The following is a 23,366-nucleotide window of genomic DNA, read 5'->3' as shown; positions in this document are numbered from 1 at the left end:
ACTTACTCGGCCCGCGGCACCGTAAACCGGAACTCACTGCCCTTGCCCACTTCGCTTTGCGCCGCCAGCACCCCGCCATGGGCCTTGATGATGCCTTGCGAGATGTAGAGGCCCAGTCCGGTGCCGCTCGGGTTGCCTTCCTTGACGGTCCAGTAGCGTTCGAAGATGTGTGGCAACTGGTCGGGCGGGATGCCTTCGCCGGAGTCGCGCACGGTGAAGACGATTTCTTCGCCGTTGGACATTGCCGCAACGCCGATCCGACCCAGCTTGGGGGTGAACTTGATGGCGTTGCCGATCAGGTTCGACAACACCTGGAACAGGCGCTCGGGGTCAGCCTTGACCTTGAGTTCGGGCTCGGCATTGAAGGAAATCTCGATGGACTTGTCCATCGCCAACGGAGCGAGCAGTGAATAGGCTTCTTCGAAGATCTGGCTCACCTCAAGAGGCTGAGGCGTGATGGTGTAGCGACCCGCTTCGATCTTCGAGGTATCGAGCAGATCCTCGAGCAGCACGTTCATGCGGCTGGCCGCCTGCTGCATGGTGTCGATGGCCGAGGAAATACGACGTGACGTGTGCGGTCCGTCGGAGCTGAAGGACTTCTGCATCATGCCGCACAGCATCGAGATAACCGTCATGGGATTGCGCAGGTCGTGGGAGACGACGGCCACCAGTTCGTCACGGGCGCGCACGGCTTGCTGCTCACGGGTGACCTGACGCGCCAGGTCGTCTTCCAGCGCAGAACGACGCAGGTCGTTAGCTGCAAACAGATCGCCATGGCTCCACTTGGTCGCGATGCCGGTCATTTCGACTTTCCAGATCTCGAACGAGGTACGAGGCCGGAGGTGCATGCCGACGTCGGAGCTTTCCAGATTCAGAGGTTTGGCCGGATCGCCGCTCCACTCAATGCTTTCCTTGACCTCGGGGCGGAACCAGATCACGCCATTGTCCACCGGCTTGGGCAGGCTCATGGCGAGCACGCCGCTGGCGATGGCCTGATAGGCCTCGGCAGGCGGGTAAACACTGGACAATTGATGGCTGGAGAACACGGGCTCGCTGCCGGACATCATCCACTTGTGCAGCGCGCGGATATCCGCTGGCTCGGGACAGATCCCATAGCACTGCATCTGACGGTCCTCGATGATTGCCACACCGGTCGCGTCGACCAGCTCCATCAGCAGCTGCGGCTGTTGAGCCAAGCCATCGAACACGTTGTCTTCGGCGGCGACCATCGACTGATGCAGACGGCCAAGCGTCAGTAATTTGGTCTCGCGCTGACGGCTGACGTCGAGCGCTTCCATTGCACTGATCTGCAGAGACAACACCTGACCGAGCGCCTGACAGGCGCTGCGCAGTTCGTGGGAAACGTACAGCGGTGTGCGGTGACCGCAACTGATCAGGCCCCACAGCTTGTCACCTTGGATCAGCGAGACGCTCATGGAGGACAGCACGCCCATGTTCTTCATGTACTGGCAGTGAATCGGAGAAACGCTACGCAGCGTCGAAAAGCTCAGGTCGAGTTGCTGATGGGTGTCAGGACGCAGCTGCGGCACCAGCGGTACCGGCGTGTAGTCGGCATCAGGAATGATGCGCAGCCAGTTGCGGCGGTACAGTTCACGTGCCTGCTCGGGAATGTCGGAAGCCGGGAAAAACAGGCCATTGAACAACTCCATGGCCGGAGAAGAGGCTTCGGCGATCACCTGACCGTGCCCTTCTTCCTCGAAGCGATAGATCAGAACGCGGTCGTAACCGGTCATTTTCTGCACTTCACGCACGCTGATTTCGTAGAGCGTCTGCAGGTCCTTGGCGGCATGCAACTGACGCAGCATGCGGCCCAGATTGCCCGTACGCTCAAGGTAACTGACAGCCTGAGCGTCCTTGTCCTGGATTTCGAGTTCCAGAATCAGCGCGTCCTGGCTGCGGTGCATCATGGCTTCGAACTCGACGCCATTGACGTTGATGAGCAGACGCGGCGCATCGACGAAGGATTCATGGGCGCTGGCGCTTCTGATGACATCAGTCCAGCCGGCACCCAAAGCCTTTTCCAACGACTGGCCGATCACCTGCTGTGGCTCAAGACCCAGCAGGGCATGGACGTTGGCACTTACCTGAAGCACGGTCAGGTCGAGTTCTGTCAGAGTAAACAACAGACCATGGGGCTGAATGGCGCCCGGAAACTGGATAGGTTCATCAGCGCAATTGGCCAGGAGCGCTTCAAAAGCGTCCTTGTCGAGTTGGCTCATAACAGTACCTCTTGACCGTCGAGCCAGTGCTCGAAACATGCAAATGTGGAATGCGCCGCCTGCGCTGCAGCTGCATTGAAAACAATGTCGTTCGGGACATCGTCCAGATAATCCAGAAACACCTTCCAGCGCGGTCCGGTGTCGGCGCCATAAACATTCAGAAATGCGGCGCCGCTTTGCTCATTCAACCCGAGGCGTTTATCCACCTCGCGTCGCAACACCTGCCCACCGAGTGTGGCACCTTCGAGCACATACAGCACGCCCAGACACGCTGCCGCAGAATCAATCACGGGTAACCGGGAACAGAGCGCAAGGCGCTCGATGCTCTGATCAGTCATGCCCAGCGCCCGCAGGTCTTCAACCAGCACGGGAGTTTTGACCCTTTCGTGCGGGACGAGTTCTGACGGAACCAGCGCACTGGTTCGCAACGCCGACTCGAGTGGTGAATAAAACCCGTAATAGGCCTGCAGCAAACGGAGGTAAAGAGCGGCATCCAGACTGGAAGAGAAAAACGGCATGCGTTTTTCAAGTTGACGGTGTAATTGACTGGTTTCAGAACGAAGTGCATCGAGCAACTTCGAGGGTGTAGCGCAGGAAAACTTTGCCGGCATCCAGTAAGGCTCTCGAAGGTTCGATAAGGCAGAAAAAACGCGTCCGAGCGAAAAGTGACGGACAAAATACAGATTGAATGCGAAAGCGGACAGTTTTTTTCCGAATTGCCGATGAAATACAAAAGTTTTAAATGACGACCATAAGGCAATGCGTGCCGGTTACTCGTAACACCAGCAAGCATTGCCTGTTGGAACTCAGACGTTTCGGGTCTGGTATTCGATCGTCAGATGCGAGATCTCGTGTACGTGGCTGAGTCTGCCACGGATCACGTCGGCAGGCACTTTAATATCAGCGAGCACGCTGACAATCGCTGCATGGGCCTGGGGACCGACCCGCCAGACATGCAGATCGATGATGCTCACGTCTCCGGCGGCTTCCACAATTTCGCGGATTTCACCCGCCACGTGCTCATCAGTCACGTCCAGCAGGACACGGGAACTGTCCTTGATCAGGCCATACGCCCACTTGGCGATGACGCACGCGCCGACGATGCCCATCAGTGGATCCAGCCAGACCCAGCCCAGATAACGCCCGGCCAGCAGCGCCGCGATGGCAAGCACTGACGTCAAGGCATCGGCCATGACGTGCAGATAGGCCGAACGGAAGTTGTTGTCGCCATGATGGTGGTCGTGATCATGGTCTTGAAAGCGCCCGTGGTCATGATGCCCATGCGCGTGGCCATGTCCGCCCGACAGTAAAACGGCACTCAGCACATTGACCACCAGACCGATAACAGCGATCACGGTGGCTTCGCCAAAGGCAACGGTGGTCGGCTGAAACAGCCGGACCAGCGACTCGATGCCGATGCCCAGCGACACCATGGCCAGAATGAGCGCCGATGCGAACCCGGCAAGGTCGCCGACCTTGCCGGTGCCGAAACTGAACCTGCGGTTGTGGGCATTACGTCGTGCGAAAGCGTAGGCACCGGCTGCGATGCCCAGCGCTCCGGCATGGGTCGCCATGTGCAGGCCGTCCGCAAGCAGCGCCATGGAACCGGTGATATAACCCGCCACAATCTCGACCACCATCATGGCAAACGTCAGCGCCACGACCCACAGCGTACGGCGAGCGTTGCGGTCATGGGCTGCGCCGAGAAATACGTGGTGATGGGGTTGAGCGGCCGCGAGGCCGTGATGTGCGTTACTCATCGCAAGGCTCCTTGCACGACGGGTGTCATTTGGAATAACGACGGATGGCTTCAAGCAATTCTTCCAGGCCTTGCGCCCGCGCCTCGTCGCTCAAATCGGGATGCGCCACATGCTCGCGGGCATGGGCTTCGATGATCTGGTCCAGCAAACCGTTGAGGGCACCACGGGTGGCTGCCACCAGGTGCAACGTCTTGCCGCAATCGGCATCGCCTTCCAGATGGCGCTCGATGGCCTGTACCTGTCCGGCAATGCGCCGGACACGTTTGAGCAGATCCGCCTTGTCGTCGATCATGTGCGCCATACCATACCCCCCCTACCTATATAGGCGAGAATGTTAGGCGCATTGGACGCGAGAGGCAAACGCCAGCCTGCAAATGAACAAGGCTGGCGTAACAAGGATCAACGCACGTTCTGGTACAGCATCATCCGCGCGGTCTCGTGCAACCCGCGGGTCAGGTCGCGTAGACGCTCGAACTCTTCAGGGTGCTGCTCGGCGACATTGTCCAGCGGCGTGGGCGACGCCAGATCGTGCAGCGTCGGGGAACTGCCGTCGTGTTCCATCTGCAGCAGGTAATGTTGCGTCACACCGCCGATCAAAGGGAACGTCCCTTCGCGCAGCACCAGCGGCACGACACGTTCGCCTTCCGGTGCAGGCTGTTGAATGTCGCGTCCCATCGCGCTGTTGCTGAACGGCATCCCGGCCATGCCCGCAAGCGTCGGCAGCAGATCGGCAAGGCCCACCGCTTCGTTGATCACCCGCGTGCCGAGCAGACCTGGTGCATGGATCAGCATCGGCACGTTATTGCTCTCCAGCCCCAGTTGCTCGAAAGCAGGCGCCATGTGCGGGATCTGACTGATACGGGTGTTGTGATCGCCGAACAGCACGAAGATGGTGTTTTCGTAATAACCGCCCGCCTTGGCCAGTTCCATCAGCTGACCAATATTGAAGTCCAGCAGGCGCACGGCGTTGTACTGCTCGACGCTGCGTGAGCCGGCGGCCTGAACCTGTTCGAGCGTTTTGTCGCTGATCTTGAAACCGTCGTTGTCTTTCGGAATGGTGAACGGCCGGTGATTACCCGCCGTCTGCACGTAGGCGAAGAACGGCTTGTCCGCGGGCAAGGCGCGCAGGATACGGTCGCTTTCCTTGAACAGGTCCAGATCGGAAATGCCCCAGACGTCCACCTGAGGCGATTTCCAGTCGCGCTCATCGTACAGACGCACGTCATCGATGCTGCGCCGGATCAGCGCGTTCATGTTGGCCCAGCCGGAGTTGCCGCCAATCATGTACAGCTTCTCGTAGCCCTTGAAGTCGTTGATGATCGTCTTCTGCCGCGTGATCAGCGGATGGCGCGTGGCGGTCTCCTGGCGGGTGACGTCGGGAACGCCGGTAATGCTCGCCCAGACTGTTTTCGCCGTGCCGGTGACAGGCACGTAGAAATGCTTGAAGAACCAGCTCTGGGTCGCAAGATGGTCCAGATTCGGCGTCGGATTCAGCGGATTGCCATACGCGCCGACGGCACTGGTGCCCAGCGATTCCAGCATCACAAACATCACGTTCGGCGGTCGATCACCCGGCAGGCGATAAGGCTGCACCGGTTGCTGACGGGTAAAGTTCGGAACGCTCACATCAGGCTTGTCCACACCCAGGTAGCGAGCGACGACGTCGTAATGCTCGCGCACCTGTTTCTCGTCATAGCGCGATTGAGCGACTTTCAACGTGTCGTACAGAAACAGCGCCGGGTTGAGCCCCAACGCCGCCACCTGACTGTTACCGGAAAAGAATGCATCGCTCCAGCGCAGCGGCACCGGGTTTTCCAGATTGAGGTTTTCGACCCGCCCCAGCAGCCCGAGAAAGGTTGCACACACCATCACGGCCGACACTGCAGCAATCGATAAGCGCGTCATCGGCCTGGCAGCGCGCGCCAGCGTCACCCGCTCAAGCCTGATCAGCGCCCAGCCCATCAGCGCAACGACCAGCAGCCAGCCAACGGTAATCCAGAGCACCGGGTAGGTCTGCCAGAGCATGTCGCGGGAGATCTGTGCGTCTTCCAGGTAACGCAGCACACTGGCGTTGAGCCTCACGCCGAGATAAGCGTAGTGGCCGAAATCGACGATGTAGACCATGGTCAGAATCGCCAGTGCCAGCACCAGATAGACCCGCACCACCCAGCGCAGCGACGGCATGCGGATCAGATTCAGGCGTGGCAGCCAGAGCAGCAACGCCACCGGCAGCATCAGCAGCAGCGACAGGCGCAGGTCGAAGCGGAATCCAATGCCCAGCGTCTGCAGCACCTCGCCGCTGGTGAACAGTGTGCCGGGTTCCACGCCCGAAAAACCGTAAAAGAACACCATCCGCAACACGGCCAGCAACACAAACACCAACCCGATCGCGCCCAGCCAATAACTCAGGCGTCGTGATTGCAACCCACTCATTCTCTTCCCTCTAGACAGCGCTGGCAGACAGGCCAGTCGGGCGATTGCGCCCCATGGCCCTGCGATAGACATAACGAACGGCGACATACACCAGCGCAACGCAGCAGTACAGCGCCAGCAGCGGGTCGATCAGGTAGTCCCAATAGTTTTCCGACGGCTTGATCCGGAACGTGAACGCCAGCGTGGCGGCGCTCAGCATCACCACGCCCAGTACGTTGCGCAGGCAGACCAGCCCCAGCGCAATCACCGCCACTATGATGATCATGGTCCTTGGGTTGTAGCCCCAGCGGTACGGATCGAAATAGGTGAGCCCCAGCGTGGCCGGATACAGCGCCAGCGCCATCGCCGCGAACACCAGCAACACCACCAGACGGTGTGAGGCGGCCATCGGCTTGATAACACCCAGACGGTTCAGTGTCAGCCAGGCCAGTACCACCAGACTGCTGATGGCCAGGTCGTCGGTCAGGCTGCGGGCGTAGGCCGCCATGGTCAGGCCGTTCACCGAAATCACGCTGAGCAGCGATGTGGCGGTCAGCAGACCGCACCGCCACCACAGCGATGACATCAGGGGTGCGAGCAGAATGAACAGCGTCCACGCGAACGCCAGGTGAGCCAGTCCAAGCGCGATCATAAGAGGTGCTCCGCCAGCCAGGCCTCATTGAAGCTGACATGTTTGATGAAGGTGTTATTCCACGAGTAGACCAGGTGATATAGGCCCTCGGGACTGCGGATGAAGTACGGGTATTCGTATTCGAAGTCGCAGCCCTGCGGCGAGCAGACGCGCTGGTCGAGGTTGCTCAGAAACTCGGCTTCCATCGGCTGGCGACGTGCGCCGCTGGAGCTTCTGAAGCCTTCACCGATCACCTCTTTGTAGGCTTCCAGCGAGAACGGCGTGCCCAGCGGATCGGGGGATTTATCCAGATCGATCACCGGCCGCCAGATGTCCATCTGCTCGTCGGTGCCATACAGGCTGAGTTTGAAACGCCCTTCCCGCAGGTCGTTCAAGGCCACCAGCAAACCCTTGCCGGGCACGCCGACGGCAGCCAGCGACGAGTTGGGATTGCTGGGCGACAACGGATGCGGCTCGCTCCAGGTCTGCCCGCCGTCTTCGGTGCGGCTGGCCAGCACGCGGTGATGGGTTTCACCGGCATAACGCAGCAGTGCCACAGCGCGCTGCCCGTCCAGCGGCACAACGGTTGGCTGCAACGAGTTCTTGCCACGGCTGATGCGAAACTTGTCGATCACATCGCCGTCCGGGCTCAGGTACAGGTACTCGGCGAATTTGCCGAGAAACTCGTGATACACCGGCAGACCGATCGAGCCGTCGGCGTGGAACACAGGCGCAGCGCGCACCAGGGTGCTGATATTCAGAAAAGGCGAGGTCACCAATTGACGCGGCGGCGACCAGCTGGCGCCCATATCGCTGGAGACCATCGCATTGACCGTACTTCCCGCCCAGCCGCCTACCGATACCGACACGTAGAACAGCCAGAGGCGCTTGTCGGGGGCCAGCGCAATCACCGGATTGCCCAGCTTGCGGATGTATTTTCCGGTGCCGGACTGGGTTGATTCGCGGGTCGCCAACACGTGCTCGCTCCCCCACTCCTCGGTTGCGGCATCGAAGCGCGAGGTACGGATCTCGACATCGCCAGCGCCTTCACGCGAGCCTGCGAACCATACCGACATCAGGTCGCCGCCGGGCAACGCGGTGACCGCCGAGGAATGCACGAAGTCATCCAGATCGGACGAGGCGAAGCGCGAGCTGTAGGACGCCTTGGGCGCAACGCTTTCCGTATTGACGGTCGGTGTGCTGACCGCAAAGCCGGAAATCCGGTGCAGCGGATGGCTGAGCCACGCACTGATAAAGATCGACACAACGATCAGGCCTGCGCTCCATGCGACCAGGTTTCGGGAAATTACACGCATGAAGGGGCATCACTGTAGTGAAGGTAAGGAAGTAATCGTTTGGTCTGGGTTCAGGGTTGGCTGGCTTAGGAACGCCTATCTTCAGGCAGTGGACGTCGTTTCCCTGTCAGCATCGACAACGGCAGGTTGTCCCGCACCTGGAAGCTTTCGAACAGGGCTGCCGCCATGTGCAGCACCACCAGCGCGCAAAGCGTATTGGCCAGCGTTTCGTGGATCTGCAGCGGCCAGTCGGCACCCCAGAGCGCATCGACTTCCTGCATCAGGAATCCGGTCAGGCCCATGCCGAAGATCATCGCCATCATCAGAATCATGACCAGCGCACCGAGCGGCGAATGGCCGAGTCGGTGCACGGGCTGGCGACTGATCAGCGAGCACACATGCGCTCGAAGCCGGGCCGGGGTCGGCCAGAAATCACTCCAGCGCGCACTGTCCGGCCCGACGAATCCCCACACCACTCGCACCACCACCCAGGCCACCGCGTAGTAGCCCAGCCAGACGTGCCAGTCATCACCGGCTTCATTGAAGAAGTAGTTGGCGATGAAGACACCCGCGATCGAGACATGAAACAGCCTGACCAGCGGGTCCCAGAGGCGCAGGGACGCCTGACTCATCAGCCCTTGATCTCGGTCTTCACGGCTTTGCCGGTGACCGGATCGTGGTAGATCTCGACCTTGCGCTTGTCCTTGTCGAAGCCATAGATCTCGTAGCAGTTGCCGTCAGTGACCTTGAACTTGCTGATCTCGTAACCCTGAGCCTTGAGCTGCTCCTGGAATTTTGCCTGATCCTGCCACTGGGACTTTTCAGCCGTGGTGCATTGCGGACCTGCCAGCGCCAACGGGCTGGCCAACAACAGGGGAATCAGCAGGACTTTACGCATGGCAAATACTCGCAGGCAGTTAAGGAGCGCTCACTGTGCGAAACGAGTCTTAGGAAAAGCTTAATGTGCAACAGCTGGTAACATCTTCCCGCACGCCCGGCGCTTCGCGAGACCACTCGCTCACTGCATGATGGCGCCCTTCTCCCCCCCACAATCACGGGTCGAAACCTTATGCGTCTGCTTCTTGTCGAGGATGATCGAGCCATCGGCCAGGGTATTCGGGTCGCCCTGAACACCGAAGGCTATACGCTCGACTGGCTCGAAGACGGGCTGAGCGCGCTGCATGCCCTGCGCAGCGAGCCGTTCGACCTGCTGCTGCTCGACCTAGGTCTGCCGCGCATGGACGGTTTTGACCTGTTGCGCCAGTTGCGCGCCGAAGACATCACCTTGCCGGTGCTGATCATGACCGCCCGGGACGGCACTGCCGACCGCATCGCCGGACTGGATGCCGGCGCCGATGACTACCTGATCAAGCCCTTCGATGTCGAAGAACTCAAGGCCCGTGTCCGTGCGTTGCTGCGCCGCAGCCAGGGACGCGCGCAACCGCTGCTGGAACACGCAGGCATCAGCCTCGACCCCGCCTCGCAGCAGGTCAGTTACCAGGGCAATGAAGTGCCGATGACGCCGATGGAGTATCAGTTGCTGCATCAATTGATGATCCGCCCCGGCAAGGTCGTGACCCGCGAGCGCCTGTCCAACACGTTGTATGGCTGGCAGGACAAGGTCGAAAGCAACACCCTGGAAGTGCTGATCCATAACCTGCGCAAGAAACTGTCCACCGAACTGATCCGCACCGTTCGCGGCGTCGGTTACCTGCTGGAGCTCAAGGCATGACCTCGGTACGCGCCCGCATTCTGGTTCCGGTCCTGCTGCTGTTGCTGCTGGGTGACCTGACCATCAGCCTGCTCGCCCTGCGCGACAGCCATCACGAAATCGAAGAGGTCTACGATGCGCAGCTCGCTCAGAGCGCTCGCCTGCTGCAGGGCGTGCTGCGTCAACGTGCGGCTGGCGAACAGGACCTGGACAAGCTCTATCAGGCCTTCGATCAGGCCATGAGCCGGGTCGGCACCAGTGGTGTGGCGCACCCCTACGAAACCCGCCTGACCTTTCAGGTGTGGCGCACCTCGGGCGAACTGTTGGTGCGTTCGGCCGAAGCGCCGTTACTGGCTGCGCCGCCCAGCGAAGAAGGCTCCCACGACCTGATCGAAAATGGCCACGAGTGGTGCGGCTTTCTGCTGGCAGACCCGCAACAGGGTTTTCTGATCTGGGTGGGCGAGCGCGACGACGTGCGTCAGGACCTGATCCAGCGGATTGTCAGCCACACGCTCTGGCCCGCGCTGATCGGCGTTCCGCTGTTGATCGTGGCCATCTGGCTGGCGATCGGCTGGGGGCTGCGCCCGTTGCAAAGCATGGCGCGCCTGATCAGCCGACGGGATGCCGACAGCCTCGAGCCGCTCGACGTCTCGCCGCTGGCCAAGGAACTGGAACCCATGCAGCACGCGCTCAACAGCCTGCTGACCCAGATCGAGAACGTGCTGGAACGCGAACGCCGTTTCATCGCCGATGCGGCTCACGAACTGCGCACACCGCTGACCATCCTGCGCATCCATGCGCAGAACGCCCGTCAGGCCGAAACCCCGGAACAGCGGCTCGAAGCACTGGATTTCCTGGTTCACGGGGTTGATCGCGCGGCACGGTTGGCCAGTCAGTTGCTGACCATGGCGCGCCTTGAGCCACGTTCGAGCGACAGCCAGTTGACCCGTTTCGAATTGAACACGCTGGTGCGCGAAGAGATGGCCGAGCTGACGCCGCTGGCGCTGGAAAAACGGGTCGACCTGGTGTTCGAAGCAGGCGAGGACTGTGTTATCCACAGCGACCCGGCGGCCATTACCATTGCCTTGCAGAATCTGCTGACCAACGCGCTGAACTTCGCACCGCCCGCCAGCGAAATCCGCGTCGCGCTGCACCCGCAGCAGGACGGCAGCGCGTACCTGTCGGTCGAGGACGCAGGTCCCGGCATCGACGAGCAACAGAAGGCGCGTCTGTTCGAACGGTTCTACAGTCAGGGCAACAGCAACGGCGCAGGTCTGGGTCTGGCGATTGTCGACATGATCGTGCGCAAGCTGGAAAGCAGCCTGCACTTGCGCAACTCGGCGCAAGGCGGGCTGTGTGCAGAACTGAGGCTCAAGAGCAGAACCTCTTGAAACGCCGCGTCAGAGCACCACGCGCAGGCACTGGCCTGCGTGGTACAGCGTGAATCCGGCATCGTATGCCAGGGTCCGTATCGAACTGCCGGAGACTTTACCGCCGCTGGAGAAACTCACCGGCAGGGCCTGAGCGTCGTTGGTCAGCAGGTAGTCGGCAAAGCACTTGCCCACCAGCGTTCCGGTGGTCACGCCGCGCCCGTTGAAACCCGTCGCAGCCAGCAACCCCGGCGCGGGCTCGAACAATCGCAGCAGATGGTCCGGCGTGAAACCGATACGCCCGGTCCAGGTACTTTCCCACTCGACCTTGCCCAACTGGGGAAAGTAGTGCTGCTGAATGCGGTCGGCCCAGCGACGAATGAACCACAGCGGATAGTTGCCCGCATTGCCCAGACTGCCCAATACCAGACGCCCCTGCGCATCGCGTCGGATGCTGCTGAGCACAGTGCGCGTGTCCCACGAACCCTGTCCGCCGCGCAGAACCTCGGCCTGTTCCGCGCCGGAGAGTGGCTGCGAGGCGACCTGATAGTAGTAGCCGGCGAAGATGTGATCCTTGATATCAGTCCACTCGCCTTCGGTGTAGGCATTGGACGCGATGATCACTTTTTCTGCGCGCACGCTTCCGGCGGCGGTCGATACCTTCCAGCCATCGGAGGTGCGTTGCAGACCGGTGACTGACGAGCTGCCAAACAACTGCCCGCCCCGTGCCACCACGTTGAGCGCCATGCCCGACACATAAGCCATCGGGTTGACGGTGCCCGCACGATGGTCAAGCAGCGCTCCGGCGGCCTTATCCGTACCGCAGGCGTCTTCGCAGGGCTTGCCGGTCAGCAACTCGACATGGGCACCCCGGCGCTGCCACTGCTCGGCGCGACTGCGCAAATCGGCAAGACCTTTGGCGTTATGAGCCATGTGCAGGTTGCCGGTGCGGGTGTCCTGGCAATCGATGTTGTACTTATCGATGGTCGAGAACACCAGCGCAGGTGCCGCCCCCAACGCAGTGTTGAGCCGCGTGGCCTCGACCGCGCCCAGCGTCTTTTCCAGCTCGTCGGGCGCAACCCAGGTTCCGGCATTCACCAGACCGACGTTACGCCCGGACCCGCCGTGACCGACCTGATGGGCCTCGACCACGCACACCGACTTGCCGCCCTCCAGCAACTGCAGGGCAGCCGACAGTCCGGTGAACCCCGCACCGATGATGCACACATCCGCGCTGCACTCGCCGAACAGCGCGGGGCTGACCGGACGCTGCGGCGTCACCTGTTCCCAAAGACACCCTTCACGCAAGTGCGCCATCGAACAACTCCAGCCATGCCCGAATCAATCAAAGACGATGCCCTGAGCCAACGGCAGCTCGCGGGAGTAATTAACGGTGTTGGTTTGCCTGCGCATGTAGGCGCGCCACGAATCGGAGCCCGATTCACGACCGCCGCCGGTTTCCTTCTCACCGCCAAACGCTCCACCGATTTCCGCACCGCTGGTGCCGATGTTGACGTTGGCGATACCGCAGTCGCTGCCTGCAGCACTCTGGAAAGCTTCGGCTTCACGCAGGTCGGTGGTGAAGATGCAAGACGACAGACCTTGTGGCACTTCGTTGTTCAGACGCAGCGCTTCTTCAAAATCGTCGTAGGCCATCACGTAGAGAATCGGCGCGAAGGTTTCATGGCGCACAACGTCACTCTGGTCGGGCATTTCTGCGATGGCCGGGGTGACGTAGTAGCCGTTCGGGTACTTGTCCTGCAATTGACGCTCGCCGCCAAACACCTGGCCGCCCTCGTCACGCGCCTTGGTCAGCGCATCCTGCATGGCCGAGAATGCCTGTTTGTCGATCAGCGGACCGATCAGATTGCCTTCGCGTGGATCACCGACGCGCACCTTGGCGTAGGCGGCCTTGACCCGCGCAACCACTTCGTCCTTGATCGAGCGGTGCACGATCAGTCGGCGCAAGGTGGTGCAGCGCTGCCCGGCGGTGCCCACGGCGCTGAACAGAATGCCGCGCACAGCCAGATCAAGATCAGCGCTCGGGGCAAGAATCATGGCGTTGTTGCCGCCCAGTTCCAGAATACTGCGGCCGAAACGTGCCGCGACACGCGGACCCACTTCACGGCCCATGCGGGTGCTGCCGGTGGCGCTGATCAACGGCACACGCGGGTCGTCCACCAAGGCTTCGCCCGCGTCGCGATCACCGATCACCAGTTGCGCAAGACCTTGCGGCGCATCACCGAAAATCTTCAGTGCCTTGTCGAACAGCGCCTGACAGGCCATCGCGGTCAACGGTGTTTTCTCCGACGGCTTCCAGATCACCGGGTTGCCGCAAACCAGCGCCAGCGTGGTGTTCCAGGCCCAGACGGCAACCGGGAAGTTGAACGCGCTGATCACGCCGACCACACCCAGCGGATGCCAGGTTTCACGCATGTGGTGACCGGGACGCTCGGAAGCGATGGTCAGGCCGTACAACTGGCGCGACAGGCCGACGGCGAAGTCGCAGATGTCGATCATTTCCTGCACTTCACCCAGACCTTCCTGGGTGATCTTGCCCGCCTCGACCGATACCAGCTCGCCCAGTTGAGCTTTGTGCTCGCGCAACACTTCGCCGAAGATCCGCACCAGCTCGCCACGGCGTGGGGCCGGTACAGTGCGCCATTTCAAAAAGGCGTCGTGCGCAGTGTCGATCCGCGCCTGAACCTGAGCGCTGCCTTCCAGCGTGACTGAAGCGATCTGACTGCCATCGATAGGGGTGTGAACGGGATAGTTTCCGTCGGTGTAGGCACTTTTCGCCACACCCAGATTGGCTAACAACTCGGCAACCATGCTGATTCTCCTGTCATGACAAGGGTTGAAATCACTGATGACCCAGTATCGACCTCTTGAAGGGCTGCTCACAAACGACGTTTTCGAACGACATGATTCCTTTCAGGAATGAACTACTGCCTGATCCAGACATTAAAAGCGTCAACTTCCTGAATTATTGGAATGACCCGGTGATTTTATTTCGTTTGTGGCGCATACACCTTGTGCGTTTGGATAGACCATCACGCCATCGTCGCAGAGCCTGTCCATGAGCGAACACATCAGCGAATCCATTTCCTTTGTCCACAGCATGACGCTGTCCCACGGCCGCAATGCGGAAGTCTGGGACACCACCGGCAAGCGCTACATCGACTTCGTCGGCGGTATCGGCGTACTCAACCTGGGGCACTGCAACCCGCAGGTGGTCAAGGCGATTCAGGAACAGGCGACAAAACTGACCCACTATTGCTTCAACGCCACGCCCCACGAGCCCTATCTCCGGTTCATGGAACAACTCATGCAGTTCGTTCCGGTGAGTTATCCGTTGAGCGGCATGCTTACCAACAGTGGCGCGGAAGCGGCCGAAAACGCGTTGAAAATCGTCCGCGGCGCGACAGGCCGCACGGCCGTGATCGCTTTTGACGGTGGCTTTCATGGCCGCACGCTGGCCACGCTCAACCTCAACGGCAAGGTCGCGCCCTATAAACAGAAAGTCGGCGTGTTGCCGGGGCCGGTGTTTCATATCCCGTTTCCCAGCAAGGACAACGGCGTCACCACCGAGCAGGCGCTCAAGGCCATGGACCGCCTGTTCAGCGTCGAGATCGACGTCAACGACGTGGCGTGTTTCATGTTCGAACCGGTGCAGGGTGAAGGTGGCTTTCTGGCCATGGAGCCGGACTTCGCTCAGGCGTTGCGCGCCCTCTGTACCGAAAAAGGCATCGTGCTGATCGCCGATGAAATCCAGTCGGGTTTCGGCCGCACCGGGCAGCGCTTTGCCTTCAGTCGTCTGGGCATCGAACCGGACCTGATTCTGCTGGGCAAAAGCATCGCCGGCGGTATTCCACTGGGTGCCGTGGTCGGGCGCAAAGCGTTGCTCGACAATCTGCCCAAGGGCGGGCTGGGCGGCACTTATTCCGGCAATCCGATTGGCTGCGCGGCGGGCCTGGCGTCGCTGGCACAGATGACCGATGAGAACCTGTCGACCTGGGGCGAGCAGCAGGAAAACGCGATTGTGTCGCGCTACAACGCCTGGCAGGCGAACAATCTCTCGCCGTATCTGGGCAGACTGACCGGCGTGGGCTGCATGCGCGGCATCGAGTTGATGACACCTGACGGCGCTCCGGCCACCCGACAACTCGCCGAACTGCTGACCTCGGCCAGAGAAGCCGGGCTACTCTTGATGCCCAGCGGCAAGTCGCGGCACATCATTCGGCTGTTGATTCCACTGACTATCGAGCTTGAGGTGTTGAACGAAGGTCTGGATATTTTCGAACGCTGCCTGGCGGCGCTGGCCTGACTTGATGACCGATAAAACCGGGAAGAGCACGGAGAGAGAACCCTGATGAGCACCGCACGCTTTGCCAACCCTGACGACATCCGCGCTGGCTTTTCCCGCGCCATGTCGCAGATGTACCAGGAAGAAGTCCCACTGTACGGCACGTTGATGGCGCTGGTGAGCGAGGTCAACGACCGGGTCATGAGCCATGACCACCGCATGCTGGACAGCCTGAGGCAGACAGGCGAAATCCAGCGTCTGGACATGGAGCGCCATGGCGCAATCCGGGTCGGTACTGCGCTGGAACTGGCCACCCTCGCCCGCCTGTTCGCAGTGATGGGGATGGAACCGGTGGGTTATTACGACCTGACGCCTGCGGGCGTGCCGGTCCATTCGACAGCCTTTCGCGCCGTGCATGAAAGCGCGTTGCAGGTCAGCCCGTTTCGCGTGTTCACCTCGCTGCTGCGTCTGGAGTTGATCGAGAGCGACAGCCTGCGTGAGTTCGCCAGTCAGGTGCTCGCCAGACGCCAGATATTCACGGCGAAGGCGCTTGAACTCATACAGAAGCACGAGCAGAACGGCGGTCTGGACGAAGCGGACGCAGCCGAATTCATTCAGCAGGCACTGGAAACCTTTCGCTGGCACAACACGGCCACGGTGTCACTGGAAGAGTATCAACAGCTCAACGCACAGCACCGCCTGATCGCTGATGTGGTGGCGTTCCGGGGTCCGCACATCAACCACCTCACGCCGCGCACGCTGGACATCGACGCAGTGCAGGCAGGCATGCCCGGCAAAGGCATCACGCCCAAGGCCGTGATCGAAGGCCCGCCCCGCCGCCGCTGCCCGATCCTGCTGCGTCAGACCAGTTTCAAGGCACTGGAAGAGCCGATCACCTTTGTCGGTCAAGGCACTCAGGCGTCCGGCAGCCATTCGGCACGCTTCGGCGAAATAGAACAGCGCGGCGCGGCACTGACGCCCAAGGGTCGCGCACTGTACGACCGGTTGCTGAACGCGGCACGCGATGAGCTGGGCGAGTTTCCCAACGAAGCCAATGCCCTGCGCTATTCGGCGCTGATGGAAAAAGCTTTTGAAGCGTTCCCGGACAGCTACAGCGAAATGCGTGCCGAAGGGCTGGCTTACTTTCGCTACTTCCCGACCGAGCAGGGCCTTGCTGCACCTGTCGAGGCAGGCGCGGACCTTGAGCAACTGATTCAGGAGGGTCATTTGCGCTTCGAGCCATTGGTGTACGAAGATTTTCTGCCGGTCAGCGCGGCGGGCATCTTCCAGTCCAACCTGGGCGATAACGCGCAGGCGCATTATGCGATCAGTTCGAACCAGGAAGATTTCCAGCAGGCACTGGGGCGTCAGACGCTCGATGAATTGAAGCTGTATGCCGAGACCGAGCGCAGATCACTGGAAGAATGCAACGAGGCGCTGGGGCTTTAGACCGCCAAAAGCGGACGCGGAGCGTCCTGAGAGGCGTTACCACGCAGAGCGTGGGAACGAGCATCATCCGACACTGATCGTGCTGCAAATACGTCCTGAGTCTCCCCTTTCAGTGTTCTCTTTAACGCAACGATAAATAAAATCCGCAATATTGGTGTGCAACCTCCCGCTATGCATACTGCGATGGCGCGAGGGCATCAATTGCTCCGCTCGAAAGGCTCGAAGCAGCCTGGGTCCGGTCAATTCGGGCCTTATAAAAAGACTCGCCGGATAACGGCCTCCATGACTCCATGGACTTCCAACGCTGCCCTGGCGCGTCGCTGCGCCTACCTGAAAAAACAGAATAACGATTGATAAGGCCTTAAAAAGGTCATTCAGCAGGCAAGGGGATCATCATGCAAAACTCACACGCTGCCGTCGTGGGCGACAAGCAGGCCGTTTCTTCGACGGTCAAGCTGTACGTCTGGGCCGCCGTCATCCTCGTCGTTGCCGAATCCATTGGCGCCATCAGCATTCCGCTGGGCCCTGGCAAGGTGGTCCTGCTGCCGATGGTCTGGGCCTTGCTGCTGGGCGCAATGATCGGCATTGCCAGTCGGCGCATGCCGGGCACGATAGGGATCGATCACCGCACGCAACTGCGCTCCGCGTCCATTCTGCAACCTGCCCTGCTGATCTTCATTGCCAAGCTGGGTCTGGTGGTCGGCGGCTCGCTGCCGGTGGTGTTCGCCTCGGGCTGGGCGCTGGTGTTCCAGGAATTCGGCCATTTTGTCGGCACCGTGATTCTGGGCCTGCCAGTGGCGCTGATGCTGGGGATCAAGCGTGAAGCGATTGGTGCGACCTTCTCGGTGGGACGCGAACCCAGCCTGGCGATCATTGGTGAGCGCTATGGCATGGATTCCCCGGAGGGACGCGGCGTGCTCGCCGAGTACCTGACCGGCACGCTGTTCGGTGCGCTGTTCATTGCCATCGTGGCCGGTTTCATTGCCAGCCTGAATATCTTCCATCCCAATTCGCTGGCGATGGGTTCCGGCATCGGCTCTGGCAGCATGATGGCAGCCGCTGCCGGCGCGATTGCGGCTCAGCAGACGCCTGAAGTGGCCAAGGAAGTCATGACCCTGGCGGCGGCGTCGAATCTGATCACCACCACCATCGGTACCTACTTCACCCTGTTCATCTCGCTGCCGCTGGCGGTCTGGGGCTATCGCGTTCTCGAACCGCTGATCGGCCGTACCACCAAGGCCTCCATGACCGATGACGGCCTGCGTCACAGCGACGTGTCGCTCGACGTGCCTGAGCTGGGCTGGTCGGGCAAGGTCAGTGCGTGGCTGGCCGCCGGTGCGCTGGCATTGATCGCCAACTATGTCGGCTACAAGACGCTGTCCGCCGATGCTTTCACCGGCATCGGCATCATGATTTTCTGTGCCTTCGTTGGTGAAGCATTGTGCAGCCTGATTCGCCGCAAGATTCCGGCCGTGTGCATGGTGTCGCTGGTTGCAATGTTCCTGACCTCCCCGGCCTGCCCATGGGCAGCGGAGATTGCCCGCCTGACCAGTTCGATCAACATGCTCGCCGTGATCACCCCGATGCTGACCTTCGCCGGTCTGTCGATTGCCAAGGACCTGCCCGCGTTTCGCCGTCTGGGCTGGCGGATCGTGCTGGTGTCGTTCCTGGCCAACTTCGGCACCTTCATCGGCGCTGTGATGATCGCCGAGATGTTTCATTGATTTGATGGTTGTCGCTGATCGTTCCCATGCTCCGCGTCCATCGTTATACACAGGTCTGCCTCAACACTGATCGTGCCCATCGCTCCGCGTGGGCATGCCGCCCGTGACACTCCGCGTCACAAATGGCACAGACTGTGGATTCAGTGAGCCGAGCGCATGACGTGAATAACGCTGGAGCTTTGGCACACATCTGCGCCGCATTCGAGAGCGGACGCGGAGCGTCCTGGGAGGCATTCCCACGCAGAGCGTAGGGACGATCAGCGTGATTTCAAGCACGCCGATCATGCCCATGCTTGTGCTCAGCGTTATAACCGAGTCTTGTTGCGACCGCCTCCCACGGGGCATGCATTCAGTCAGTCACTTTCGGTTTGCCCCCCGTTTTGCGCGTCTTGCGGACTTGTGTATAACGATGAGCGCAGAGCATAAGCACGATCAGTTTCACGCCTCATTCACCAACCAGTCATGCACCGCACGGCGTGCCGGGGTATTAAGAGCGCCTTCGCGGTAAGCCAGTACATATTTCTTGCGGGCCTTGATCGGTTGCCCGAACGGCACGATCAGCGAGCCCTGTTCAAGCTCATCGGTGATCAGTGCCTTGCGGGCGATGGCCACGCCCATGCCCATACGGGCGGCGTCGATGGTCAGGTGGTTGCGGTTGAACGTGTGGCCACGGCGCACGTCGATGCCATCGGCACCAATCGCAGTCAGGTAAAACTCCCACTCTGCGTACTCATAGCTGCCGCGCCAGGCCGTGATGTCGTGCAGCAGCGGGAAATGCACCAATTGGCTGGGCGTGTCCAGCGGCGGTTTGCCTTCGAGCAGTTTGGGCGAGCACACCGGAAACAGTTCTTCCTCCAGCAACGGCGTGGTCGACAGGCCCGGATAGCTGCCGTCGTTCAGGTCGATGGCCAGGTCGAAGTCGTCATCGCGCAACGAGCCACTGCTGTCTTCGGCAATGATCCTCAACTGAATGTCTGGAAACGCTTCCTGCAAACGTGGCAGGCGCGGCATCAGCCACTTGCTCAGAAACGATGGAATGCAGCGCAGTTTGAATACCCCGCCGATCCGACCGGAATACAACAGACGCAGCTCTTCGCTGATGCGGCTCTGCACCTCGTTGGCCACCACTGCCAGACGCTGCCCTTCGGCGGTCAGCTCCAGGCCGCGCCCGACCCGATGGAACAGCGCAAAGCCCAGCCGTTCTTCAAGCTGACGCATCTGCTGGCTGATCGCACCCGGCGTGACGTGCAGCTCCTCGGCGCAGCGCGTAAATGAAAGGTGTCGTGCCGCACAGGCGAAGACCTGTAACCAGGCGTGCATCTGTGCGTTGAAAATTCTGCTCATTGAAGAGTTCCGCTAAAGCGTTGCATAGGAACAATCGTTTGTCGTTTCGACAGCTGAAGCCAAAGATGAAAGCCAGAAAGAAGGAGTTTCAACTCCTCTGCATCATCTCATTTGAAGGACCACCGTGATGGCTATCAGCGTCTTCGACATGTTCAAAATCGGCATCGGGCCGTCCAGTTCGCACACCGTCGGACCGATGCGGGCAGGAGCGCTGTTCGTCACTGACCTGCGCAACCAGGATCGTTTGCACAGCGTAGAACGTGTTGAGGTGCGATTGTACGGCTCTCTGTCCGCGACCGGCATCGGTCATGGCAGTGATCGTGCGACGGTGATGGGGCTGATGGGTGAATGGCCGGACCAGATCGACCCCAGCCAAGTCAACCAGCGCATCGACGCGCTGCGTGCCGACGGTCAACTGCTGCTGGCCGGTGAACAGCCGATTACCTTCGTCTGGGAGCGAGACATGTGCCTGCTCGAAGAGAGCCTGCCCTACCACCCCAACGGCATGACGCTGTGCGCGTACGGCAAGTCGGGCGAGCTGTACGAGCAGACCTACTATTCAGTCGGCGGAGGTTTTGTGATCGATGCCGCACAGGCAGCCAGCGGTGTGCTGGATGCCGATGACACCGTTCTGCCTTACGACTTCTCCAGCGGCGCGCAATTGCTGAGACTGTGCAAGACCCACGGCCTGAGCATCTCGGAACTGATGATGGCCAACGAAAAGGTCTGGCGCAGCGAAGAAGAAATCCGCTCGCGCATCATGGTTATCTGGGCTGCAATGCAGGCCTGCGTCAACAAAGGTCTGCTCGAGACGGGCATTCTGCCCGGCGGCCTGAACGTGCGCCGTCGTGCCTATCGCCTGCATCAGAGCCTGCAAAACCTCGACAACCCGAACGTGATCGGCTCGACCCTCAGCGCCATGGAGTGGGTCAACCTGTTCGCGCTGGCGGTCAACGAAGAAAACGCTGCGGGTGGCCGCATGGTGACGGCTCCGACCAATGGCGCAGCCGGGATCGTGCCCGCCGTGCTGCATTACTTCATGAAATTCAAACCCACGGCCAACGATGACGACGTGGTGCGCTTCTTTCTGAGCGCTGCCGCTGTCGGCATTCTGTGCAAGAAAAACGCCTCGATCTCGGGCGCTGAAGTGGGCTGCCAGGGCGAAGTGGGCTCAGCCTGCGCCATGGCCGCTGCAGGCCTGGCGGAGATTCTCGGGGCGACGCCCGAGCAGGTGGAAAACGCTGCCGAGATCGGCCTTGAACACAACCTGGGCCTGACCTGCGACCCGGTCGGCGGACTGGTTCAGGTGCCGTGCATCGAGCGCAACGCGATTGCCGCCGTGAAGGCGATCAACGCCGCACAGATGGCCCTGCGTGGCGACGGCGAACACTTCATCTCGCTCGACCATGCCATCCGCACCATGCGCGACACCGGCGCGGACATGCACGATAAGTACAAGGAAACCTCACGCGGCGGACTGGCGGTCAATCTGATCGAGTGTTGATCCGTATCACGGGCGCCTCCAGGCGCCCGTGGAGTGTCATCGAGAAATCAGTGTCGAAGCGGAATAGACAATCCCGCCGGTCGCAATCAACAAAAGGGTAATGCTGGACACGAGTTCGATCTTGCGCTTGTACTTCATCGCCAGCTTCTGACGCATGAGGAAGATATAGGCGAACAGGATCGACAGGTCGATGATGATCCACAGCACTGACAATACCGCGATGCTGCCCTTGAACGACTGCGTCACGTGAATGAACTGGGGGAAAAACGAGACAAAAAAGATGATGTCCTTGGGGTTTGAAATGCCCACCAGAAACCCCGTCACCAGCCCACTGTGCCGCGTGCCGCTCTGGACCGGAGTGCCGACAAATTCAGGTTCGTTGCGCAGCGCATGCTTCAACGCATCCACTGCCAGATAAGCGATGAAGAAACATCCCACCAGACTGATCCAGTTGAGCAGACTCGCGCTGATCGACAGCGTACCGGTCAGGATCAGCGCCGCAACCAGTACCAGTACCAGCGAAGCCCAATTGGTGCCCAACGCCGTGAGCATGGCACGCCGGGGTCCCGACACCAGACTGGTATTGACGATCAATGCCACGACCGGACCCGGCGTAATGATCAACATGAACACGCTGAACATGTAGATCAGCAACAACGAAATATCCATAACCTGTGACCGCTCGTTTGGTGGGTCAGGCTTTGTCAGCCTGAACGTCCAGGGGCTTGATGTGCAACGGGCAGCGGCTTGACTTCAGGCCACCTTCCTCGTGCAGTTGATATTGCTTCCACTCCAGGCTGTTGCGGTCGCCGAAAAAACCCAGTGTTTCGGGCACGACACCGTCGTTGTATTCGGCAATTCGCTGACGGATCCTTTCTCTGATCCGGCGTCCGCTTTCATCTTCCGCGCTGGCCACTTCATCGAAGTTTTCCCGAGGGTTGACCACGAACACAATGTGCTTGCCCAGTGATCGGCTGCGCATGGCAGTGTGGCTGGGGAAACTCATGTTGATGAAAAACGACAGTCCGGCGAAGTGATAAGTCCACTCGGGTGTTTCTGGATTGATGCTCACTGTCGCGGGCCACGGTATGCTGTCACCCTCATGCAGACGCTGAAGCGCCGCCCAGCCATGAGCCTGTTCCTGCGCCAGATTGATGAAGCTGTTTTCTTCAAAGATAACAATCAGCGGACTGAACAGGCGCTTATCAAGCGGTGTGCTTCTGACAAATGCGGCATACGCTTGCATGCCGCCCTGCAGGTCAGCCTGTTCATGTTCCCGGGAAATGAACACGATCAGGCAGCTTCCCGACTTGTTGGCACGCCGCCCGAACAGACATGGGAAGCCCTTGTCATCCACTACCCCTTCAAATTGCCGATAGGCAGTGATCATCCATTGCGGGACGCGGGCAGTGTCAGCTTCATTTTCAAGTGTTTGCCTGAGCGCCGATTGGCACACCAACATTCCAGACTTGGGCAGCATATTCCCTCTCGCACATGGCCTTTAGAAGCACTGCCTTATTCTTTTTTTTCTTTCCTGACAGTGATGAGCCGGCAAGTCTGAAGGGACATGCGCGCGTTGAAAAAGGGAAAAAGGTGTACCCTACCATGACAAATAATCAT

20 protein-coding genes are annotated in these 23,366 nt (G+C 60.3%); 6 read left to right on the top strand and 14 right to left on the bottom strand.

Translation table 11 applies throughout. The annotated features are described in order from the left end of the window. Positions 1 to 2: 2 nt before the first annotated feature. The 9 genes from QRN20_RS24385 to QRN20_RS24345 all read right to left on the bottom strand — a co-directional run bounded on the left by QRN20_RS24385 (position 3) and on the right by QRN20_RS24345 (position 9,236). Complete coding sequence (locus QRN20_RS24385; protein WP_285361422.1) at positions 3 to 2,240, bottom strand: ATP-binding protein; 2,238 nt, start codon at positions 2,238 to 2,240, stop codon at positions 3 to 5. Further along, on the bottom strand, positions 2,237 to 2,851 hold the full coding sequence (locus QRN20_RS24380; protein WP_285361420.1) for a biliverdin-producing heme oxygenase: 615 nt from the start codon (positions 2,849 to 2,851) through the stop codon (positions 2,237 to 2,239). The genes QRN20_RS24385 and QRN20_RS24380 overlap by 4 nt, the downstream gene beginning before the upstream one ends. Positions 2,852 to 3,046: 195 nt before the next feature. After that, positions 3,047 to 4,000, bottom strand: a complete 954-nt coding sequence (dmeF, locus tag QRN20_RS24375; protein WP_285361418.1) for a CDF family Co(II)/Ni(II) efflux transporter DmeF — start codon at positions 3,998 to 4,000, stop codon at positions 3,047 to 3,049. Positions 4,001 to 4,025: 25 nt separating this feature from the next. Next, a complete protein-coding gene (locus tag QRN20_RS24370; RefSeq protein ID WP_004880654.1) occupies positions 4,026 to 4,292 on the bottom strand; it encodes a metal/formaldehyde-sensitive transcriptional repressor in 267 nt (88 codons plus the stop codon). A 107-nt stretch (positions 4,293 to 4,399) separates the two neighbouring features. After that, entirely contained in the window at positions 4,400 to 6,433 is a 2,034-nt protein-coding gene (locus tag QRN20_RS24365; RefSeq protein ID WP_285361416.1) for an LTA synthase family protein, read from the bottom strand. Between the two features lie 10 nt (positions 6,434 to 6,443). Then, positions 6,444 to 7,064 (bottom strand): hypothetical protein, encoded by a 621-nt coding sequence (locus QRN20_RS24360; protein ID WP_217669718.1) that lies wholly within the window; start codon positions 7,062 to 7,064, stop codon positions 6,444 to 6,446. Continuing rightward, complete coding sequence (locus tag QRN20_RS24355) at positions 7,061 to 8,359, bottom strand: sialidase family protein (RefSeq protein WP_004880647.1); 1,299 nt, start codon at positions 8,357 to 8,359, stop codon at positions 7,061 to 7,063. The genes QRN20_RS24360 and QRN20_RS24355 overlap by 4 nt, the downstream gene beginning before the upstream one ends. A gap of 65 nt (positions 8,360 to 8,424) precedes the next feature. Next, positions 8,425 to 8,970 carry a cytochrome b/b6 domain-containing protein gene (locus QRN20_RS24350; protein WP_058432594.1) on the bottom strand — a complete coding sequence of 182 codons (546 nt, stop codon included), beginning with the start codon at positions 8,968 to 8,970 and terminating at the stop codon, positions 8,425 to 8,427. Then, positions 8,970 to 9,236: a PepSY domain-containing protein gene (locus tag QRN20_RS24345; RefSeq protein ID WP_029243614.1), complete on the bottom strand. Its 267-nt coding sequence runs from the start codon at positions 9,234 to 9,236 to the stop codon at positions 8,970 to 8,972. Before QRN20_RS24345 ends, QRN20_RS24350 begins: the two co-directional genes overlap by 1 nt. A 171-nt stretch (positions 9,237 to 9,407) precedes the next feature. Here QRN20_RS24345 and QRN20_RS24340 point away from each other — a divergent pair, with 171 nt between their 5' ends. Both QRN20_RS24340 and QRN20_RS24335 read left to right on the top strand, forming a co-directional pair. Continuing rightward, entirely contained in the window at positions 9,408 to 10,070 is a 663-nt protein-coding gene (locus QRN20_RS24340; RefSeq protein WP_025996527.1) for a response regulator, read from the top strand. Further along, positions 10,067 to 11,440, top strand: coding sequence for a sensor histidine kinase (locus QRN20_RS24335; protein WP_004880640.1), 1,374 nt, complete (start codon positions 10,067 to 10,069; stop codon positions 11,438 to 11,440). The genes QRN20_RS24340 and QRN20_RS24335 overlap by 4 nt, the downstream gene beginning before the upstream one ends. Before the next feature lie 9 nt (positions 11,441 to 11,449). Here QRN20_RS24335 and amaA read toward each other — a convergent pair whose 3' ends face one another. Next, positions 11,450 to 12,736, bottom strand: coding sequence for an L-pipecolate oxidase (amaA, locus tag QRN20_RS24330; RefSeq protein WP_029243615.1), 1,287 nt, complete (start codon positions 12,734 to 12,736; stop codon positions 11,450 to 11,452). A gap of 24 nt (positions 12,737 to 12,760) precedes the next feature. Continuing rightward, positions 12,761 to 14,251: an L-piperidine-6-carboxylate dehydrogenase gene (gene amaB / locus QRN20_RS24325; protein ID WP_122605697.1), complete on the bottom strand. Its 1,491-nt coding sequence runs from the start codon at positions 14,249 to 14,251 to the stop codon at positions 12,761 to 12,763. Positions 14,252 to 14,498: 247 nt separating this feature from the next. Here amaB and QRN20_RS24320 point away from each other — a divergent pair, with 247 nt between their 5' ends. The 3 genes from QRN20_RS24320 (at position 14,499) to QRN20_RS24310 (ending at position 18,898) form a co-directional block, all read left to right on the top strand. Then, positions 14,499 to 15,746 (top strand): 2-aminoadipate transaminase, encoded by a 1,248-nt coding sequence (locus tag QRN20_RS24320; protein ID WP_088234847.1) that lies wholly within the window; start codon positions 14,499 to 14,501, stop codon positions 15,744 to 15,746. Between the two features lie 45 nt (positions 15,747 to 15,791). Further along, positions 15,792 to 17,174 carry a 2-oxoadipate dioxygenase/decarboxylase HglS gene (gene hglS, locus QRN20_RS24315; RefSeq protein ID WP_122605701.1) on the top strand — a complete coding sequence of 461 codons (1,383 nt, stop codon included), beginning with the start codon at positions 15,792 to 15,794 and terminating at the stop codon, positions 17,172 to 17,174. 395 nt (positions 17,175 to 17,569) lie between these two features. Next, entirely contained in the window at positions 17,570 to 18,898 is a 1,329-nt protein-coding gene (locus tag QRN20_RS24310) for a DUF3100 domain-containing protein (RefSeq protein ID WP_004880625.1), read from the top strand. Between the two features lie 438 nt (positions 18,899 to 19,336). On the opposite strand, the gene QRN20_RS24305 is transcribed toward QRN20_RS24310, so the two are convergent. Further along, complete coding sequence (locus QRN20_RS24305; protein WP_004885903.1) at positions 19,337 to 20,242, bottom strand: LysR substrate-binding domain-containing protein; 906 nt, start codon at positions 20,240 to 20,242, stop codon at positions 19,337 to 19,339. Positions 20,243 to 20,369: 127 nt separating this feature from the next. Between QRN20_RS24305 and QRN20_RS24300 the strand changes: the two genes are divergently transcribed. Further along, positions 20,370 to 21,746, top strand: coding sequence for an L-serine ammonia-lyase (locus QRN20_RS24300; RefSeq protein WP_025995110.1), 1,377 nt, complete (start codon positions 20,370 to 20,372; stop codon positions 21,744 to 21,746). 36 nt (positions 21,747 to 21,782) lie between these two features. Here QRN20_RS24300 and QRN20_RS24295 read toward each other — a convergent pair whose 3' ends face one another. Further along, positions 21,783 to 22,415, bottom strand: coding sequence for a LysE family translocator (locus tag QRN20_RS24295; protein ID WP_029241161.1), 633 nt, complete (start codon positions 22,413 to 22,415; stop codon positions 21,783 to 21,785). 25 nt (positions 22,416 to 22,440) lie between these two features. Further along, the gene (locus QRN20_RS24290) at positions 22,441 to 23,226 is read right to left on the bottom strand and encodes a YqcI/YcgG family protein (protein WP_029241162.1); all 786 of its coding nucleotides are present in this window, start codon (positions 23,224 to 23,226) and stop codon (positions 22,441 to 22,443) included. Positions 23,227 to 23,366 lie beyond the last annotated feature (140 nt).

The sequence above is a fragment of the Pseudomonas sp. fls2-241-TYG-175 genome (assembly GCF_030209155.1).
Classification (GTDB): domain Bacteria; phylum Pseudomonadota; class Gammaproteobacteria; order Pseudomonadales; family Pseudomonadaceae; genus Aquipseudomonas; species Aquipseudomonas viridiflava.
The sequence above is the reverse complement of the archived record's forward strand: the minus strand, read 5'-3'. Positions and strand labels throughout refer to the sequence as shown.

What these genes read in the sequence shown, in the direction of transcription:
- QRN20_RS24350 (WP_058432594.1), bottom strand. Translation starts at nt 8,970, where the DNA reads ATGAGTCAGGCGTCCCTGCGCCTCTGGGACCCGCTGGTCAGGCTGTTT.
- QRN20_RS24335 (WP_004880640.1), top strand. Translation starts at nt 10,067, where the DNA reads ATGACCTCGGTACGCGCCCGCATTCTGGTTCCGGTCCTGCTGCTGTTG.
- QRN20_RS24360 (WP_217669718.1), bottom strand. Translation starts at nt 7,064, where the DNA reads ATGATCGCGCTTGGACTGGCTCACCTGGCGTTCGCGTGGACGCTGTTC.
- QRN20_RS24355 (WP_004880647.1), bottom strand. Translation starts at nt 8,359, where the DNA reads ATGCGTGTAATTTCCCGAAACCTGGTCGCATGGAGCGCAGGCCTGATC.
- QRN20_RS24365 (WP_285361416.1), bottom strand. Translation starts at nt 6,433, where the DNA reads ATGAGTGGGTTGCAATCACGACGCCTGAGTTATTGGCTGGGCGCGATC.
- QRN20_RS24300 (WP_025995110.1), top strand. Translation starts at nt 20,370, where the DNA reads ATGGCTATCAGCGTCTTCGACATGTTCAAAATCGGCATCGGGCCGTCC.
- QRN20_RS24305 (WP_004885903.1), bottom strand. Translation starts at nt 20,242, where the DNA reads ATGAGCAGAATTTTCAACGCACAGATGCACGCCTGGTTACAGGTCTTC.
- QRN20_RS24320 (WP_088234847.1), top strand. Translation starts at nt 14,499, where the DNA reads ATGAGCGAACACATCAGCGAATCCATTTCCTTTGTCCACAGCATGACG.
- QRN20_RS24385 (WP_285361422.1), bottom strand. Translation starts at nt 2,240, where the DNA reads ATGAGCCAACTCGACAAGGACGCTTTTGAAGCGCTCCTGGCCAATTGC.
- QRN20_RS24370 (WP_004880654.1), bottom strand. Translation starts at nt 4,292, where the DNA reads ATGATCGACGACAAGGCGGATCTGCTCAAACGTGTCCGGCGCATTGCC.
- amaA (WP_029243615.1), bottom strand. Translation starts at nt 12,736, where the DNA reads ATGGCGCACTTGCGTGAAGGGTGTCTTTGGGAACAGGTGACGCCGCAG.
- amaB (WP_122605697.1), bottom strand. Translation starts at nt 14,251, where the DNA reads ATGGTTGCCGAGTTGTTAGCCAATCTGGGTGTGGCGAAAAGTGCCTAC.
- QRN20_RS24290 (WP_029241162.1), bottom strand. Translation starts at nt 23,226, where the DNA reads ATGCTGCCCAAGTCTGGAATGTTGGTGTGCCAATCGGCGCTCAGGCAA.
- QRN20_RS24345 (WP_029243614.1), bottom strand. Translation starts at nt 9,236, where the DNA reads ATGCGTAAAGTCCTGCTGATTCCCCTGTTGTTGGCCAGCCCGTTGGCG.
- hglS (WP_122605701.1), top strand. Translation starts at nt 15,792, where the DNA reads ATGAGCACCGCACGCTTTGCCAACCCTGACGACATCCGCGCTGGCTTT.
- dmeF (WP_285361418.1), bottom strand. Translation starts at nt 4,000, where the DNA reads ATGAGTAACGCACATCACGGCCTCGCGGCCGCTCAACCCCATCACCAC.
- QRN20_RS24340 (WP_025996527.1), top strand. Translation starts at nt 9,408, where the DNA reads ATGCGTCTGCTTCTTGTCGAGGATGATCGAGCCATCGGCCAGGGTATT.
- QRN20_RS24310 (WP_004880625.1), top strand. Translation starts at nt 17,570, where the DNA reads ATGCAAAACTCACACGCTGCCGTCGTGGGCGACAAGCAGGCCGTTTCT.
- QRN20_RS24380 (WP_285361420.1), bottom strand. Translation starts at nt 2,851, where the DNA reads ATGCCGGCAAAGTTTTCCTGCGCTACACCCTCGAAGTTGCTCGATGCA.
- QRN20_RS24295 (WP_029241161.1), bottom strand. Translation starts at nt 22,415, where the DNA reads ATGGATATTTCGTTGTTGCTGATCTACATGTTCAGCGTGTTCATGTTG.